Below are 15,259 nucleotides of genomic sequence, written 5' to 3' on the forward strand. Positions count from 1 at the left end.
TCCCTCAAAAGGAGTGCGCGCAATGGACGCCACGACACAGCAACGATACGCCGAAGCCTTTCACGCCCTTCACAGCAAGGGCGATCCACTCGTCCTGTTCAACGCCTGGGACGTCGCCACCGCGAAGGCCATCGCAAAGAGTTCGCCGGCGGTCGCAACCAGCAGCGGCGCAGTCGCGTCCGCGCTCGGCTATGCCGACGGAGAAAATGCCCCGCTGGAGAGGATCGAAGGTCTGGTCTCACGAATGACCGCCTCCGTGCCTGTCCCGGTATCGATCGATCTGGAGGCCGGATATGGCGACACGGCAGACGCCGCCGCGCATTCGGCGGCCAGGATCCTGAAGGCCGGTGCCATCGGCATCAACATCGAGGACGGACTGGTTGGCGGAAAGCGGCAACTCGCGAGCCCAGAGCAGCATGCGACAAAGATCAAGGCGGTGCGAGCCGCCGCGCAACAGCTCGGAGTTCACCTTTTCATCAATGCGCGGACCGATCCGTTTCTGCTGAAGTTCGGATCGCCGGATGAATGCCTGAACGAAGCGGCGAGGCGCGCGAAGGTCTATGCCGATGCCGGTGCCGACGGCATTTTTGTACCGGGACTCACCGACCTCGTGCTGATCGGGCGGTTCGTCCAGCTGACGCCTCTGCCCGTCAACATCATGGTGACGCGGGGCGTTCCCGAAATCCCGGATCTCGCCCGCGCCGGCGTGCGCAGGGTCAGCCTCGGTCCGTGGCCGATGATGGCCGCGATGCGCGTCATCGGAGAGGCCGCCGCCGCGGTCATCGCGAGCAAGCAATACGGCCCGTTTCTCCAGCCGAATGCCTGAGTTGGACGGTCGCCGGCTGCCGCGACGCGGGTATACAAATCCGGTATAGCTGCGCGAGCCAGATGCGAAGGGAGTTAAGTCTGCTCGCGCGGTAAAGCCTTCGGTGTGAGGACGCGCCACTGCGCATCCCGAGCCGAGGCCATGATGGACCAGATTGCCGTTCACCAGGACAGCGCGACCAGCACCGATTGGCCGGTCGCGATCTACCGCACGCTGAAGAGCTTTGGCGTGGCGCAAGTGTCCTACGTTCCCGACGCCGGACATTCCAAGCTAATCAAGCTGTCGCACGCCGATGCCGACATCAAGACCACCGTTTTGACCACCGAGGAGGAAGGCGTGGCGATGGCCGCCGGCGCCTGGCTCGGCGGCGATCGCGCGGTGCTGTTGATGCAATCGAGCGGCGTCGGCAATTGCGTCAACATGCTGTCGCTGATGGCGAGCTGCCGCTTCCCGCTGCTGACACTGGTGACGATGCGCGGCGAATGGGCCGAGTTCAATCCCTGGCAGATCCCGATGGGCCGTGCGACGCCACAGGCGTTCGAGATCATGGGCACGTCAGTGCTGCGGCTCAAGAACCCCGACGACGCCGAGGAAGTGATCTCGGCTGCCGCCTCGCTCGCCTATGACGGCGACCAGCAGGTCGCGGTCTTGATTTCGCAGCGGATGATCGGCCGCAAGAAGTGGACCAGGGAGACGCATTGATGTCAGCGCCAACAGGCACACTCGACCGCCGCGCCGCCGTGAAGGCACTGCTCGCCGAGCGCGGCGACCTGCTCGTGATCTCCGGGCTCGGCTCCTCGTCCTACGACGTGTTCGATGCCGGCGAGCACCCGGGCAATTTCTATCTCTGGGGCGCGATGGGCGGCGCCGCGATGGTCGGGCTCGGCCTCGCGCTGGCGCAGCCGAAGCGGCCGGTGCTGGTCGTCACCGGCGACGGCGAGCAGCTGATGGGGATCGGCAGCCTCTTGACCATAGCGACCAAGCAGCCCGGCAATCTCTCGATCGCGGTGCTCGACAACGGGCATTTCGGCGAGACCGGGATGCAGCTCAGCCACTCCGGCCTCGGCGCCAGGCTCGAGGTGATCGCGAGCGGCGCAGGAATTCACAATGTCTCCGAGATTGTCGACATGGCCGGCATCGAGAGCTTCCGCGCGAGCTTGCGCGATCTCAACGGCGGCCCGCGCCTCGCACGGATCCGCATCGCCGCCGGCGAAGTCGAGCGCGCGCTGCCGCCGCGCGACGGCACCTATCTGAAGAACCGCTTCCGCGGCCATCTCGGCTTCAGGGTGAGCTGATGCGACGCCGCGCTCAGGCGAGCTGGATATCCCAGAGCCCCTCGGCGCGCAGCGCGGTGACCTCGTCGCGCAGCAGCTTTGCGATCAGCGTCATCGCATTGGAGCCGGGATGCTCGACCGGCGAGGCCAGCGTCAGCTCGCGCCGCGGCGCCGGGCGCGCGATGGCGGCGGTCTCGAGCCGCCCCTCCGCGACCTCGGCACGCACCGAGGACGGCGGCAGCATGGTGTATCCGAGCCCCTCCTCGACCAGGCTGGTCAGCACGCGAAATGAATCCGCCTCCAGCTTGACGTCGAGATCGATCTTCTTTCTCGCCGCCGCATGTTCGAGCAGCGCACGGAGGCCGTGCGAATGACTGGGCAGCACCAGGCGCTGGCGCATCAGCCAGCCGAATTCGACCTGCTTCTTCTGCTTCAGCCCGCTGCCGCGCGGGCCGACCGCGACGATGCTGTCGCGGCCGAGGCTCTGCACCGCCAGGTGCAGGTCGACCGAGGGGCCGTAGATCACCGCAAGGTCCATCTCGCCGCGATGCAACCATTCGATCAGATGGCCGCTGTAGCTCTCGACGATACAGAGCGAGATGCCGGGATAGCGTTCCACCGTGCGCCGCGCCAGCCGCGCCGACAGCACGCAGCTCACCGTCGGCACCAGCCCAAGCACGACGCGCCCGGACGGCGCGCCGCCGGCGGACTGGATGTCATCGCGGATCTGGTCGATCTGCCGCACGATACCGCTGGTGCGCGCCAGCAGCAGCCGGCCGGCATCGGTCAGCACCATGCCGCGGCCGTTGCGCGTGAACAGTTCGGTGCGCAGCTCGTGCTCCAGCAGCTTGATCTGCCGGCTCAGCGCCGGCTGCGCGACCCGCAAGGTATCGGATGCCTTGCTCAGACTCCCGAGTTCCGCGACGCACGCAAAGGTCCTAAGCTGGCGGAAATCCATACTTGCCAATCCTGGAAGGCAGGTTCATACGCTATAACAAAACAGCATAGGGAGTTTACCGGGGCCCCACAACAGCGGGCGTTTTCCTCACGCGAACCGGTTTCCGTTTCGCTCGAAAATGCTCTGGCGCAACCTCTCGGCAAGACGAAACAATGACCACACACGATCAGCACACCGACGACCACACCGACATCCGCGACGCCGTCGCAAAGCTCTGCGCGCAGTTTCCGGGCGAATACTGGCGCAAGCTCGACCGCCAGATGGCCTATCCGAAGGAGTTCGTCGATGCGCTGACGGAGGCCGGCTATCTCTCGGTGCTGATCCCCGAGGAATATGGCGGCGCGGGCCTGAAGCTGTCGGCGGCGGCCGCGATCCTGGAAGAGATTCAGCGTGCCGGCTGCAATGGCGGCGGCTGCCACGCCCAGATGTACACGATGGGCACCGTGCTGCGGCACGGCAACGACGCGCAGAAGGCGAAGTATCTGCCGAAGGTCGCGACCGGCGAATTGCGGTTGCAGGCGTTCGGGGTCACCGAGCCGACCAGCGGCACCGACACCTCGTCGCTGAAGACCTTCGCACGCCGCGAGGGCGACCACTACATCGTCAACGGCCAGAAGATCTGGACCAGCCGCGCCGAATATTCCGACCTGATGGTGCTGCTGGCGCGCACCACGCCGAAGGAGCAGTCGAAGAAGCGCACCGACGGGCTTTCGGTGTTCATCGTCGACATGCGCGAGGTGAAGGGCAAGGGTCTGGAGATCCGCCCGATCCGCACCATGATGAACCATGCCACCACCGAAGTGTTCTTCACCGACATGAAGGTGCCGGCGGAGAATCTGATCGGCGAGGAAGGCAAGGGCTTCCGCTACATCCTCTCCGGCATGAATGCCGAGCGCATATTGATCGCGGCCGAATGCGTCGGCGATGCCAAATGGTTCATCGCCAAGGCCACCAACTATGCCAAGGAGCGCAGCGTGTTCGGCCGGCCGATCGGCCAGAACCAGGGCATCCAGTTCCCGATCGCCAAAGCCTACGCCTCGATGCGCGCGGCGGAATTGATGGTGAAGGAAGCCACCCGCAAATATGAAGCCGGGCTCGATTGCGGCGCCGAGGCCAACATGGCCAAGATGCTGGCGGCCGACGCCTCCTGGGAAGCGGCCAATGCCTGCGTGCAGACCCATGGCGGCTTCGGCTTCGCCGAGGAGTATGACGTCGAGCGCAAATTCCGCGAGACCCGGCTCTATCAGGTGGCACCGATCTCGACCAATCTGATCCTGTCCTTCGTCGCCGAGCACGTGCTCGGCATGCCCCGCTCCTACTGAGTTGTCTGATCATGCTGCCGCTTGAGGGATTGACCGTCATCGCCGTCGAACAGGCGGTCGCCGCGCCGTTCTGCTCGTCACGCCTGGCCGATGCCGGCGCCCATGTCATCAAGATCGAGCGGCCTGAGGGCGATTTCGCCCGCGGCTACGACGCCGCGGCGAAGGGCCAGAGCAGCTATTTCGTCTGGCTCAACCGCGGCAAGGATTCCGCGGTGGTCGACCTCGCCACCAAGGAAGGACGCGCGCAGCTGGAACAGCTGATCGCGGGCGCCGACGTGCTGCTGCAGAACCTCAAGCCCGGCTCGATGGACAAGCTCGGCTTCTCGCGCGAGCGGCTGCGCAAGGCCTATCCGAAGCTGATCATGTGTACGATCACCGGCTATGGCGACACCGGCCCGTACGCCGATCGCAAGGCCTATGACCTCCTGATCCAGGCCGAGAGTGGTCTCGCCTCGATCACCGGCGGCCCCGAGGGCGCCTCGCGCGTCGGCATGTCGATCGTCGACGTCGCGACCGGCGCCACCGCGCATGCCGCGATCCTCGAAGCGCTGATCGGCCGCGGCCGCACCGGCGAAGGCGCCGACATCCGGATCTCGATGTTCGACGTGATGGCCGACTGGCTCACCGTGCCGCTGCTCAATGCCGAGGACGGCAAGTCGCCGAAACGCATCGGCCTCGCCCATCCCTCGATCGCGCCCTATGGCGTGTTCCGCTCCAAGGACGGCAAGGAGATCCTGATCTCGATCCAGAGCGAGCGCGAGTGGAAGACGCTGTGCGCCAAGGTGCTCGGCCAGCCCGGCCTGCCCGACGATCCGCGCTTCGCCAACATGGTCGAGCGCGTGCGCAACCGCGCGCTGACCGACGGAATCGTCAACGACAGCTTCGGCAGACTGACCCGCGACGAGTTGCTGGCGAAGCTCGCGGAAGCCGACATTGCCTTCGCCGAGGTCAACAGCATGGACGATCTCGCCAAGCACCCGCATCTGCGCCGCATCGAGGTCGACACGCCGAACGGCAAGGTGAGCTATCCGGCGCCGGCCGCGATCGTCGTCGGCGAGGACAGGCACTACGGCAAGGTGCCCGCGATCGGCGAGCGCACCAAACGTTCCTGACATCTCTCCTGCCCGGGCAACACAGACATGACCGATAAACTCGACCTCGATCATCTCCGCCAGTGGATCGGCAAGACCACCGAGGCCTCCGACGTCGTCACCAAATATCTGGTGATGGGCCTGCGCGCGACGCTGTTCCAGGAGATCGGCGAGCCGAAGGCCGGCGATGCCGCGCCGTGGACCACGCATTGGTGCCTGGCACAGCCGGTGTTTCCGATGTCGCAACTTGGCCCCGACGGCCACCCGACCCGCGGCGGCTTCCTGCCGCCGGTGCCGCTGCCGCGCCGGATGTGGGCCGGCGGCGAGCTCGAATTCGTCGACGCGTTGCGGATCGGCGATGACGCGAAGCGGACCTCGACGATCGCCGACGTCACGGTGAAATCAGGCTCAACCGGCACGCTGTGCTTCGTCTCGGTCAATCACGAGGTGACGACCTCGCGCGGGCTTGCGGTCCGCGAGCGGCAGGACATCGTCTATCGCGAGATGACGACGACGCAAGGCGCAGCCCCGGCCAAGGCGCCGCCGCCTCCCCCGGCCGCGCAGCATCGCGAGAGCCATGTCTCCGATCCGGTGCTGCTGTTTCGTTACTCGGCGCTGACCTTCAACGGCCACCGCATCCATTACGATCGCGACTACGTCACCAAGGTCGAGGGCTATCCGGGCCTGATCTTCCACGGCCCCTTGCAGGCCTCCTTCATCGTCGAGCTCGCCGCCAGGCTGCGCGGCGGCAAGCCGCCGAAGAAGCTGTCCTATCGCGGCGTGCAGCCGCTGTTCGAGGGCAGCGAGTTCTCGATCAATGCCAACGAGAAAGACGGCGGCATGGAGCTGTGGACCGCCAATGCCGAGGGTCAGCCGACCATGAAGGGCACGGCGAGCTGGTAAAGGGCGAAGCGGGCTCGCATCGGGACGCGAAGGAAAAAAGAGGCGCTTTCATCGGCGCCTCGACTTCCGTATTGTGATTGCATTCATCCCTGGATCGCAAATCATGAGTCGCTTCTGGAGTTCGGTCGTCCACAATCTGTCGCCCTACGTGCCCGGCGAGCAGCCCAAGATCGACGGCCTCGTCAAGCTCAACACCAACGAAAACCCCTACCTGCCTTCGCCGCGCGCAATCGCGGCGATCACCGCGACCACGGATCGCCTGCGGCTCTATCCGGATCCGCGCGCAACCGCCCTGCGCGAGGCGATCGCGACGCGCTATGGGGTTACATCCGATGAGGTGTTCGTCGGCAATGGCTCGGACGAGGTGCTGGCCCACGCCTTTCCGGCGCTGCTGAAGCACGACGCGCCGCTGCTGTTTCCCGACATCACCTACAGCTTCTACCCGGTCTATTGCCGCCTCTATGGCGTCAGTCACGAAACCGTGCCGCTCGATGCCGCGATGCGGATCGACCTCGCCGACTACCGGCGGCCGGGCAGCGCCATCCTGCTGTGCAATCCCAATGCGCCGACCGGCATCGCGCTGCCGCGCGCCGCGATCGAGGCGCTGGTCAGCGAGCAGCCGGACCGGCTGGTGGTGGTCGACGAGGCCTATGTCGACTTCGGCGCCGAAAGCGTGGTGCCGCTGGTCGCGCGCCACGACAATCTGCTTGTCATCCAGACGCTCTCGAAATCGCGCGCGCTGGCGGGACTGCGCGTTGGCTTCGCGATCGGCCAGCGCCCGCTGATCGAGGCGCTGGAACGGGTCAAGGACAGCTTCAACTCCTATCCGCTGGATTGTTTCGCGATCGCAGGCGCCGTCGCCTCGATTGAAGACGACGCCTGGTTTCAAGAGACGCGGCAACGCATCATCGGAAGCCGCGAGGCGCTCACCCGCGGCCTCACCAAGCTCGGCTTCGAGGTGCTGCCATCGCATGCGAATTTCGTGTTCGCCCGTCATGGCGGCCATCGCGGCGCCGATCTCGCCGCCAAGTTGCGCGAGCGCGGCGTCCTGGTCCGGCATTTCCAGAAGCCGCGGATCGAGGATTTCCTGCGCATCACGATCGGCACGGACGACGAATGCGGCCGCCTGCTCGCCCTGCTGCACCAGATCGTTTGATCCGGCTCAGCCGTCGCTGGAACCGAATGTCGGCTCACGTGCCCCCGCCCTGACCGAAAACTCCACAGGAGACCACCATGCCATTCGTTCGTATCGACCTGAAGCGCGGCAAGTCCGCCGACTATCGCAAGACCCTGGGCGAAATCGTCTACAAGGCGATGCGTGAGGTGATCAACGTACCCGAGAATGACAAGTTTCAGATCATCACCGAGCATGACCGTGGCGATCTGAACTATGCCGACAATTATCTCGGCAACACCTACAGCGACGATCTCATCTTCATCCAGATCACCATGAATGCCGGGCGAACGATCGACATGAAGAAGGCGTTCTACAAGCGGATCGTTGACGACTATCAGAGCCAGTTGCAGGGCCGGCCGGACGATATCTTCATCAACCTGGTCGAGGTCGCCAAGGAGAACTGGTCGTTCGGCAACGGCATCGCGCAATACGCGAGCTGAACGCGGAACAGGCATGCGCCGGACGGCGGTCGCCTTGGCCGGCGGCCTGCCGTCCGCAGCTTGCGGCCGGCGTTGCCAGCACGCATAGTGCAGCCCGTGCACGAACAATAACAAGCAGGGAGGCAACCATGAGGACGATCGCAGCCGCGCTGTGCGCGCTCGCGCTGATCGCAACCGGTGCGCAAGCACAGACGCTGAAGGACTTCATGGCTACCGTCATGAAGAAGTGGACCGCGCCGTTCGAGCCGTTCCAGCTGATCGACAATATCTACTACGTCGGCACCGACGGCATCGCCGTCTACATCATCAAGACGTCGCAAGGGCTGATCCTGATGGACACGGCGATGCAGCAGTCGACCGGCATGATCAAGGACAACATCGCCAAGCTCGGCTTCAAGGAAGGCGACATCAAGATCATCCTCAACACTCACGCCCATCTCGATCACACCGGCGGCTTTGCCGAGATCAAGCAGGAGACCGGCGCCCAGCTGATCGCCGGCGAGCGTGACAAGCCACTGCTCGAGGGCGGCTATTATCCGGGTGACGAGAGCAACGCCGATCTTGCCTTTACGCCGGTCAAGGTCGACCGCACCGTCAAGGAAGGCGACAAGGTCACGCTCGGCGACGTGACGCTGACCGCACACGCCACGCCCGGCCATTCGCCCGGCTGCACCAGCTGGGAGATGACGGCGAAGGATGGCAACCAGACCCGCAACGTGCTGTTCTTCTGCAGCGGAACGGTGGCGCTGAACCGGCTGATCGGGCGCCCGACCTATCCCGGCATCGTTGACGACTACCGCGCGACCTTCGCCAAGGTCAAGGCGATGAAGGTCGACGTGCTGCTCGGGCCGCATCCGGAGGTCTACGACATGCAGGCCAAGCGTGCCGCGATGAAGGACGGCGCGCCGAACCCGTTCGTCAAGCCGGGCGAAAACGCCTCCTATGTGGCGGGGCTGGAGCAGGATTTCGACAAGCAACTCGCCAAGCAGACCGCTGCATTGCAGAAGGCGAATTAGGGGCTATCGCGAAACGTCCCCCGTCATCCTGAGGAGCCGCGAAGCGGCGTCTCGAAGGATGCACGGCCCCACTCCGGCCACGCATCCTTCGAGGCTCGCTTCGCTTGCACCTCAGGATGACGTGGAGTGGCTGCCTGTGCTATTTTCAGGCCGTTGCCGCGGCAACCATGGGTGCGGCGGCTTGACATCGCCAGGCAATCCATCGACAGGTGGATTGCCTGTCCGCTTTTGCCGCGCGCAATGACGGAACCAAACAAGACAGATATGGGAGCCGCCCGATGTCGTCGCGCAAACCGGCCGCCAGCAAAGGCAAGACCGTCACCGTCAAGGACGCCACTTTCGGCCTGCTCCGCGCATGGGGCATCAAGAAGGTGTTCGGCAATCCCGGCTCGACCGAGCTGCCGTTCTTGAGCGACTGGCCCGAGGATATCGACTACGTGCTCGGCCTGCAGGAGGCCTCCGTTGTCGGCATGGCCGACGGCTATGCGCTGGCGACCCGCAATGCCGGTTTCGTCAATCTGCATTCGGCGGCCGGTGTCGGCAACGCGCTCGGCAACATCTACAACGCCTATCGCAATCAGACCCCGCTGGTGATCACCGCCGGCCAGCAGGCGCGCTCGATCATGCCGCTGCAGGCCTTCCTCTATGCCGAGCGCGCCTCGGAATTCCCGCGGCCTTACGTGAAATTCGCGGTCGAGCCGGCGCGCGCCGAGGACGTGCCGGCCGCGATCGCGCGGGCCTATTACGTCGCGATGCAGCCGCCCTGCGGGCCGACCTTCGTCTCGGTGCCGATCGACGATTGGGCGCACGCGACGCAGCCGCTCGACGCGCGCCAGGTCAGCCGCGATATCGGCCCGGATGCGGCCGCGATGCAGGCGCTGGCGGCCGCGCTCGGCGAGGCCAAGCGCCCCGCCCTCGTTGTCGGCCCCGCCGTTGATCGTGCCGAGGCGGTCGATCTGATGGTTGACGTCGCCGAGAAGACCAAGGCCGCGGTCTGGGCCAGCCCGTTCTCGGCGCGCTGCTCGTTCCCCGAGCGTCATCCGCAATTTGCCGGCTTCCTGCATGCCGCACCGGGCCAGCTTTCCGACGCGCTGCGCGAGCACGACCTTGTCGTCGTGGTCGGCGCACCGGTGTTCACCTTCCATGTCGAGGGCCATGCCGCGATCTTCGACGGCGCAACCACGATCTTCCAGATCACCGACGACCCCGATGCCGCCGCGATGACGCCGACCGGCCACAGCATCGTCGCGACGATGAAGCCGGCGCTGACGGCCTTGCTCGCGCTGCTGCCCGAGACCAGGCGCAGCGCACCGGCCGGCCGAGTGCTGCCGGGCGCGCCCGCGGCCGGCGATCCGATCCCCGCCGAATACGCGCTGCACGCGCTCTCCGCCGCGATGGGCCCGCATGATGCGCTGGTCGAGGAGGTGCCGTCGCATCGCCCGCTGATGCAAAAGGCGATGCCGATGCGCGGCCAGGACAGCTTCTACACCATGGCAAGCGGCGGCCTCGGCTACAGCCTGCCGGCCGCCGTCGGCATGGCGCTCGGCCGCAGCACGGGGCGCACGGTCTGCCTGATCGGCGACGGCTCGGCGATGTATTCGATCCAGGCGTTATGGACCGCCGCGCAGCGCAAGCTGCCGCTGACCGTCGTCGTGATGAACAATTCCGGCTACGGCGCGATGCGCTCGTTCAGCCAGGTCATGCAGGTGCGCAATGTGCCGGGCCTCGATCTGCCCGGCATCGATTTCGTCAAGCTCGCCGAAGGCATGGGCTGCGACGCAATGCGGGTGACGAAGTCAGCCGAGTTGCCCGCTGCCTACAAGCGCGCGCTGTCACATCACGGCACCAGCCTGATCGAGGTGATGGTCGATTCCGCGGTGCCGCTGCTCTATACGAAGAGCTGAAGCAAACGCGACTGCCGTCGCTGACAAGACAATCAGCCGCGCAATCACGCTCTACCACTGGTCAGGAAGGCACTTGCCGTTGGGTTCCCTCCCCCCTTGCGGGGGAGGGTTAGGGAGAGGGGTGCCACACGGCATACTCTCTCGATATGAGACTCGACGACACGCGATCGAGATTGCGAAAAGAAAACTCACTGCAATCATCTCGCCCGGGGCTTACCCCTCTCCCCAGCCCTCCCCCGCAAGGGGGGAGGGAGCCCGATCAGCGTGCTCACCTTACGAAAGCGGGTTCGTGCACAGTCGCCGGCGGCGTCGGCACCTCGCAGCCGGTGGCGCAGCAGCGTCCGGGCTGCTTCGACACCCGCTGTCCCTCATCGACGAGGCCGCGGCCGAGCAGATTTTCGACCAGCTCGGCCTTCTCCATCACGGGATAATTGCGCCAAATTTCGCGCTTCATCGCCTCCGGCGAGCCGCCGCCATGCAGCGAGATCACCGAATACCAGCCGGCTTCGTGCGAGACGGTGAGGTCCTCGATCAGCCGCGCCACCTCGGCGCGCTGCTCGGCTGGAATATCCGGACGCCCACCCATGACAGCGGCAAGCGAGGCGCGCGTCTCCGGATTGTGGTCCTCGTCGGGCCCCGGCAGCGCCACGATCAGGCCGCCGGAGACGTAATGCGCGACGCGGTGCATGTCGTAGATCTTGGTCGCCAGCAACAGCTTGCCGATGTTCGAGAACACCGCATCCGGCATCACCGAGCCGGCCGGATCCTTGGTGCAGTAGACCGAGGACGCGACGCCGCAGGCGTAAAAACTCTCGGTGATGGTGATGAGCTCGACCATCGCCTCGCGGATATGGGCGTGCTTTTCGGCATCGAGCCCGTTGGCCTCGATCATCAAGGCGCCGGCGCCGATCAGAAGATCGCCGAAGCCGGCGCGCGCGCCGATGCAGGAGTGCCGGTGATGCGTGGCATAGGAGGTGGTGAGGAAGCCGCCCTCCTCGGTCTCCCCCGCAAGAAACACGCGGTCGTGCGGCACGAACACATCGTCGAAGATCACGACGCCGACCGACTGGCCGTATTTCGCCGAGAACTTTGCCGAGGCATCGCCGGGCCGGCCGGCCGGGCGCGCGACGATGGTAACGCCGGGCGCATCGATCGGCACGGCGCAGCACACCGCAAAATCCTTGTCATCGGGCACGTGGGTGCGGCACGGCATGACCAGGAATTCGTGCATGTAGGGCGCGCCGGTGACGATCGCCTTGGTGCCGCGGATCACGATGCCGTCGAGGCGCCGCTCCTTGATGTGGACGTAGACGTCCGGATTGGCCTGCAGGCCCGGTCGCTTGGAACGGTCGCCCTTGGCATCGGTCATCGCGACGCCCAGCGTCAGGTCCTGGTCCTGCACCTCGTGCAGATAGTTGAGGAAACGCTGGCTGTAGTCGGTGCCATGGCGGTCGTCTGTCAGCTTCGTTGCCTGATAGAGGCCGTTCAACGCGTCATGGCTGAGATAGCGCTGGGCACAACCCGACGTCCGGCACACCAGCCGCACCGCCTCGAGCTTGGTGAGCAGGTCCTGCGAGCTCTCATTGATGTGGAGCATGCGGTTAACGGTCTTGCCGGAGGTCGCCTGCCGCGCCGTCATGATCGGTGCGTGCTCGGGCCGGTGTGCGAAATCATAGGTCACGCCGACACCGGCGATGCCGGGCGCGAGCAGCGGCTCGTCCGCAACGCTCGCCACCGCCTCGCCGTTGACGAACACCCGCGGCTTGTAGCGGCGCAGGGATTCCCGGTAGTCCGCAGCCGTCATCAGCATGGCGCTTCTCCCTTGCTCATTTATTTGAACATTGTTAAATTATTGAACGCCGTTAGAATTGAGTCAAGGACGGATTCGACCGGATGCAGATGCGCGAGAGCAGGAAGGAAGCGGTCAGCCGCCACAAGCGGGAGCTGATCCTCGATGCCGCGCGCAGCGTATTCGCCGAGGAAGGCCTCGAGGGCGCGAGCCTGCGGGCGATCGCGACGCGGGCCGGCTACACCCCGGCGGCGCTGTATTTCCATTTCGATTCCAAGGAAGCGATCTATGCCGAGGTGCTACGGCAGTCGCTGGCCTCGCTCGGCGAAGCCGTCAGCGCCGCGGTCGCGACCACGCGCGGCGCCAAGCAGCGGCTACTCGCCGCAGGGATGGGCTTCTTCCGCTATTATGCGGACAATCCGCGCGACCTCGATCTCGGCTTCTATCTGTTCCGCGGCGGCATGAAGCCGGCCGGGCTCGGCCACGATCGCGACCACGCGCTGAACGCCGCGCTGGAGGCGGCGCTGCATCCGATCGCGGAGGCGGCCGAAGCACTCGGCGCATCCAGGCAAAAGGCGAACACGGTGATGGTGGACTGCTTCGCCCACGCCACCGGCCTGCTGCTGTTGCTGCACACCGGCCGCATCAGGATGTTCGGCGCCTCCGCCCCCGATCTGATGGATGCGTATCTGCGCGAGAAGATTGCGCAGCTCGGGAAGGAGTGAGATTGCGCGCGCACAATTGAGGATGGCACCGGCGGAAGGGGCTCCCTCCCCCCTTGCGGGGGAGGGAGCCTGACCAGCGGGCTCACCTCACGTCGCGTGACATCCACCGTCAGCATCGACCGCGAGTCACTTCCCGTAGCTCTCGCGCATCTTGGCCTGGATCTTGGCCATGCCGCCGATCCAGCGGTCGTAGTTCTCGGTCTTCTTGCGCATGTAGCCGAGCACCTGCGGGTGCGGCAGGATCAGGAAGGTTTCCTGCTCGATGCCCTTCAGCGCATCCTGGGCGACCTGCTCCGCGGTAAGGTCGCCGTCGCCGGATTGCGGGCCCTTCGGGATCGAGCGCAGCATGTTGGTGTCGACGCCCTGCGGGCAGAGGATCGAGACCTTGATGTTGTCGGCGCGATGCGAGATCGCGAGGTTTTCGGCAAAGCCGACCGCGGCGTGCTTGGTGGTCGAATAGGCCGGGCTGCCGACCTGCGACAGCAGGCCCGCGGCCGAGATCGTGTTGAGGAAGTAGCCCTCGCCGCGCGCCTTCATGCGCGGCACCAGATGCCGCGCCGCATAGACATGCGCCATCACATGGATCGCCCAGCTCCGCGACCACGGCTCGTCCGAGGTGCCGCCGGCGTTTTTCGACATCGGGTCGAAGCCGCCGCCGATGCCGGCATTGGAGCAGAACAGCGCGATCGGGCCGAACATCCGCTCGGTCTCTTCGATCACATGCAGGATGTTCTTCTCCTGCCCGACATCGCATTTGAACGCGGCGCCGCCGACCGAGGCCGCGACCTTCTCGGCCGCCGCATGATCGAGATCGACCACCACGACCTTGGATGCGCCCGCGGCGTGGAACGCCTCGCACAGCGCCTTGCCGATGCCATTGCCACCGCCGGTGACCACCACCACTTTACCTGCCACCTGCATGGCCATCCTCCCGATATCTTGATTTCAGCGCATGATCCGGAAGCCGGTCTCATGCTCAAACGAAGAGCGACCATGATAGCGCATCTTTGGCCGATGCATGATCTTTTCGAGAGCCGGCCCGGCGCGTTACGCCGGCGTCCCGCTCAGCTCGCCAGCACGACGTCGAACACCGCCGTGTAGTGGCAGGCGGCGCCGAGCAGCACGAAGCAGTGCCAGATCGCGTTCTGGAAGCGCAGCCGGCGCCAGGAGTGGAAGATCACGCCGAGGCTGTAGAGAATGCCGCCGGCCAGCACGAAGCCGAGCGCCATTGCCGGCAGCGCCTTGACGACGCGGTCGTAGAGCATGACGCCGCTCCAGCCCATCGCGAGGTAAAGCCCGACCGAGAGCCGGTCGAAACGGCCGGGATAGGCGAGCTTCAGCCAAATCCCGACGATCGCGACGCACCACACGCCGACCAACAGCGCGATGGCAAAATAGCTGTCCTTCAGTTCCATGATGAACGGCGTATAGGTCGCGGCGATCAAGAGATAGATCGCGGAGTGATCGAAGCGCCGCAGCACCCATTTGGCGCGCGACACCGGCCAGAGATTATAGGTCGCCGACAGCGTCAGCATCGCGAGCAGGCCTGCGACATAGACCGACACCACGGCAACGTCGAACGGGCCGGCATAGACCGCGGTCAGCACGATCAGCGCGGTGGCGGCAACCAGCCCGAAAGCGACACCGACGAGATGAACGACGCCGTCGGCGATCAGCTCGGCACGGTCGTAGTTCCACAGCGCGGCGCCGGCCGCGTGGATCGAGCTCGAGGCGAGTTGCTTCAGGCGAAAGACCGTCATGCAGGCTTTCCTGTGTGCCGACAAATGATGGGTAACGCGAGTGGCGTGACGCGTTCAATCCCCCTGCTTCCCCT

At 65.4% G+C, this 15,259-nt stretch carries 15 protein-coding genes; 11 read left to right on the plus strand and 4 right to left on the minus strand.

All coding sequences use genetic code 11. The features are described 5' to 3' along the window. Positions 1–22 precede the first annotated feature (22 nt). The 3 genes from JQ616_RS00155 to JQ616_RS00165 all read left to right on the plus strand — a co-directional run bounded on the left by JQ616_RS00155 (position 23) and on the right by JQ616_RS00165 (position 2,121). Entirely contained in the window at positions 23–826 is an 804-nt protein-coding gene (locus JQ616_RS00155; protein WP_212011327.1) for an isocitrate lyase/PEP mutase family protein, read from the plus strand. Between the two features lie 141 nt (positions 827–967). Then, positions 968–1,528 carry a thiamine pyrophosphate-binding protein gene (locus JQ616_RS00160; protein WP_212011329.1) on the plus strand — a complete coding sequence of 187 codons (561 nt, stop codon included), beginning with the start codon at positions 968–970 and terminating at the stop codon, positions 1,526–1,528. After that, on the plus strand, positions 1,528–2,121 hold the full coding sequence (locus JQ616_RS00165) for a thiamine pyrophosphate-dependent enzyme (RefSeq protein ID WP_212011331.1): 594 nt from the start codon (positions 1,528–1,530) through the stop codon (positions 2,119–2,121). The genes JQ616_RS00160 and JQ616_RS00165 overlap by 1 nt, the downstream gene beginning before the upstream one ends. A 13-nt stretch (positions 2,122–2,134) precedes the next feature. Here JQ616_RS00165 and JQ616_RS00170 read toward each other — a convergent pair whose 3' ends face one another. Further along, positions 2,135–3,058 carry a LysR substrate-binding domain-containing protein gene (locus JQ616_RS00170; protein ID WP_212011333.1) on the minus strand — a complete coding sequence of 308 codons (924 nt, stop codon included), beginning with the start codon at positions 3,056–3,058 and terminating at the stop codon, positions 2,135–2,137. 152 nt (positions 3,059–3,210) lie between these two features. Here JQ616_RS00170 and JQ616_RS00175 point away from each other — a divergent pair, with 152 nt between their 5' ends. The 7 genes from JQ616_RS00175 to mdlC all read left to right on the plus strand — a co-directional run bounded on the left by JQ616_RS00175 (position 3,211) and on the right by mdlC (position 10,911). Continuing rightward, entirely contained in the window at positions 3,211–4,380 is a 1,170-nt protein-coding gene (locus JQ616_RS00175; RefSeq protein WP_212011335.1) for an acyl-CoA dehydrogenase family protein, read from the plus strand. Between the two features lie 11 nt (positions 4,381–4,391). Continuing rightward, positions 4,392–5,492: a CaiB/BaiF CoA transferase family protein gene (locus tag JQ616_RS00180; RefSeq protein ID WP_212011337.1), complete on the plus strand. Its 1,101-nt coding sequence runs from the start codon at positions 4,392–4,394 to the stop codon at positions 5,490–5,492. A 27-nt stretch (positions 5,493–5,519) separates the two neighbouring features. Continuing rightward, positions 5,520–6,374 (plus strand): FAS1-like dehydratase domain-containing protein, encoded by an 855-nt coding sequence (locus JQ616_RS00185; protein ID WP_212011339.1) that lies wholly within the window; start codon positions 5,520–5,522, stop codon positions 6,372–6,374. 103 nt (positions 6,375–6,477) lie between these two features. Beyond that, positions 6,478–7,530, plus strand: coding sequence for a histidinol-phosphate transaminase (hisC, locus tag JQ616_RS00190; RefSeq protein ID WP_212011341.1), 1,053 nt, complete (start codon positions 6,478–6,480; stop codon positions 7,528–7,530). 77 nt (positions 7,531–7,607) lie between these two features. Then, positions 7,608–7,991 (plus strand): tautomerase family protein, encoded by a 384-nt coding sequence (locus JQ616_RS00195; RefSeq protein WP_212011343.1) that lies wholly within the window; start codon positions 7,608–7,610, stop codon positions 7,989–7,991. Positions 7,992–8,119: 128 nt separating this feature from the next. Beyond that, positions 8,120–9,007, plus strand: coding sequence for a BJP family subclass B3 metallo-beta-lactamase (gene blaBJP / locus JQ616_RS00200; protein ID WP_212011345.1), 888 nt, complete (start codon positions 8,120–8,122; stop codon positions 9,005–9,007). A gap of 278 nt (positions 9,008–9,285) precedes the next feature. Continuing rightward, positions 9,286–10,911 (plus strand): benzoylformate decarboxylase, encoded by a 1,626-nt coding sequence (mdlC, locus tag JQ616_RS00205; RefSeq protein ID WP_212011347.1) that lies wholly within the window; start codon positions 9,286–9,288, stop codon positions 10,909–10,911. Between the two features lie 268 nt (positions 10,912–11,179). Here mdlC and JQ616_RS00210 read toward each other — a convergent pair whose 3' ends face one another. Beyond that, the gene (locus tag JQ616_RS00210) at positions 11,180–12,721 is read right to left on the minus strand and encodes a 4-hydroxyphenylacetate 3-hydroxylase family protein (protein WP_212011349.1); all 1,542 of its coding nucleotides are present in this window, start codon (positions 12,719–12,721) and stop codon (positions 11,180–11,182) included. Between the two features lie 89 nt (positions 12,722–12,810). Between JQ616_RS00210 and JQ616_RS00215 the strand changes: the two genes are divergently transcribed. Further along, complete coding sequence (locus tag JQ616_RS00215) at positions 12,811–13,425, plus strand: TetR/AcrR family transcriptional regulator (protein WP_249136300.1); 615 nt, start codon at positions 12,811–12,813, stop codon at positions 13,423–13,425. 126 nt (positions 13,426–13,551) lie between these two features. On the opposite strand, the gene JQ616_RS00220 is transcribed toward JQ616_RS00215, so the two are convergent. Then, on the minus strand, positions 13,552–14,346 hold the full coding sequence (locus JQ616_RS00220; protein WP_212011351.1) for an SDR family oxidoreductase: 795 nt from the start codon (positions 14,344–14,346) through the stop codon (positions 13,552–13,554). Between the two features lie 143 nt (positions 14,347–14,489). Next, complete coding sequence (trhA, locus tag JQ616_RS00225) at positions 14,490–15,185, minus strand: PAQR family membrane homeostasis protein TrhA (RefSeq protein ID WP_212011352.1); 696 nt, start codon at positions 15,183–15,185, stop codon at positions 14,490–14,492. Positions 15,186–15,259: the final 74 nt, after the last annotated feature.

Source organism: Bradyrhizobium tropiciagri (assembly GCF_018130545.1).
GTDB lineage: Bacteria > Pseudomonadota > Alphaproteobacteria > Rhizobiales > Xanthobacteraceae > Bradyrhizobium > Bradyrhizobium tropiciagri_A.

Bases quoted from the DNA above. Each gene is read 5' to 3' on its own strand.
- JQ616_RS00180 (WP_212011337.1), top strand. From the start codon at position 4,392: ATGCTGCCGCTTGAGGGATTGACCGTCATCGCCGTCGAACAGGCGGTC.
- JQ616_RS00160 (WP_212011329.1), top strand. From the start codon at position 968: ATGATGGACCAGATTGCCGTTCACCAGGACAGCGCGACCAGCACCGAT.
- JQ616_RS00155 (WP_212011327.1), top strand. From the start codon at position 23: ATGGACGCCACGACACAGCAACGATACGCCGAAGCCTTTCACGCCCTT.
- mdlC (WP_212011347.1), top strand. From the start codon at position 9,286: ATGTCGTCGCGCAAACCGGCCGCCAGCAAAGGCAAGACCGTCACCGTC.
- JQ616_RS00210 (WP_212011349.1), bottom strand. From the start codon at position 12,721: ATGCTGATGACGGCTGCGGACTACCGGGAATCCCTGCGCCGCTACAAG.
- blaBJP (WP_212011345.1), top strand. From the start codon at position 8,120: ATGAGGACGATCGCAGCCGCGCTGTGCGCGCTCGCGCTGATCGCAACC.
- JQ616_RS00185 (WP_212011339.1), top strand. From the start codon at position 5,520: ATGACCGATAAACTCGACCTCGATCATCTCCGCCAGTGGATCGGCAAG.
- JQ616_RS00220 (WP_212011351.1), bottom strand. From the start codon at position 14,346: ATGCAGGTGGCAGGTAAAGTGGTGGTGGTCACCGGCGGTGGCAATGGC.
- JQ616_RS00195 (WP_212011343.1), top strand. From the start codon at position 7,608: ATGCCATTCGTTCGTATCGACCTGAAGCGCGGCAAGTCCGCCGACTAT.
- JQ616_RS00215 (WP_249136300.1), top strand. From the start codon at position 12,811: ATGCGCGAGAGCAGGAAGGAAGCGGTCAGCCGCCACAAGCGGGAGCTG.
- JQ616_RS00170 (WP_212011333.1), bottom strand. From the start codon at position 3,058: ATGGATTTCCGCCAGCTTAGGACCTTTGCGTGCGTCGCGGAACTCGGG.
- JQ616_RS00175 (WP_212011335.1), top strand. From the start codon at position 3,211: ATGACCACACACGATCAGCACACCGACGACCACACCGACATCCGCGAC.
- trhA (WP_212011352.1), bottom strand. From the start codon at position 15,185: ATGACGGTCTTTCGCCTGAAGCAACTCGCCTCGAGCTCGATCCACGCG.
- hisC (WP_212011341.1), top strand. From the start codon at position 6,478: ATGAGTCGCTTCTGGAGTTCGGTCGTCCACAATCTGTCGCCCTACGTG.
- JQ616_RS00165 (WP_212011331.1), top strand. From the start codon at position 1,528: ATGTCAGCGCCAACAGGCACACTCGACCGCCGCGCCGCCGTGAAGGCA.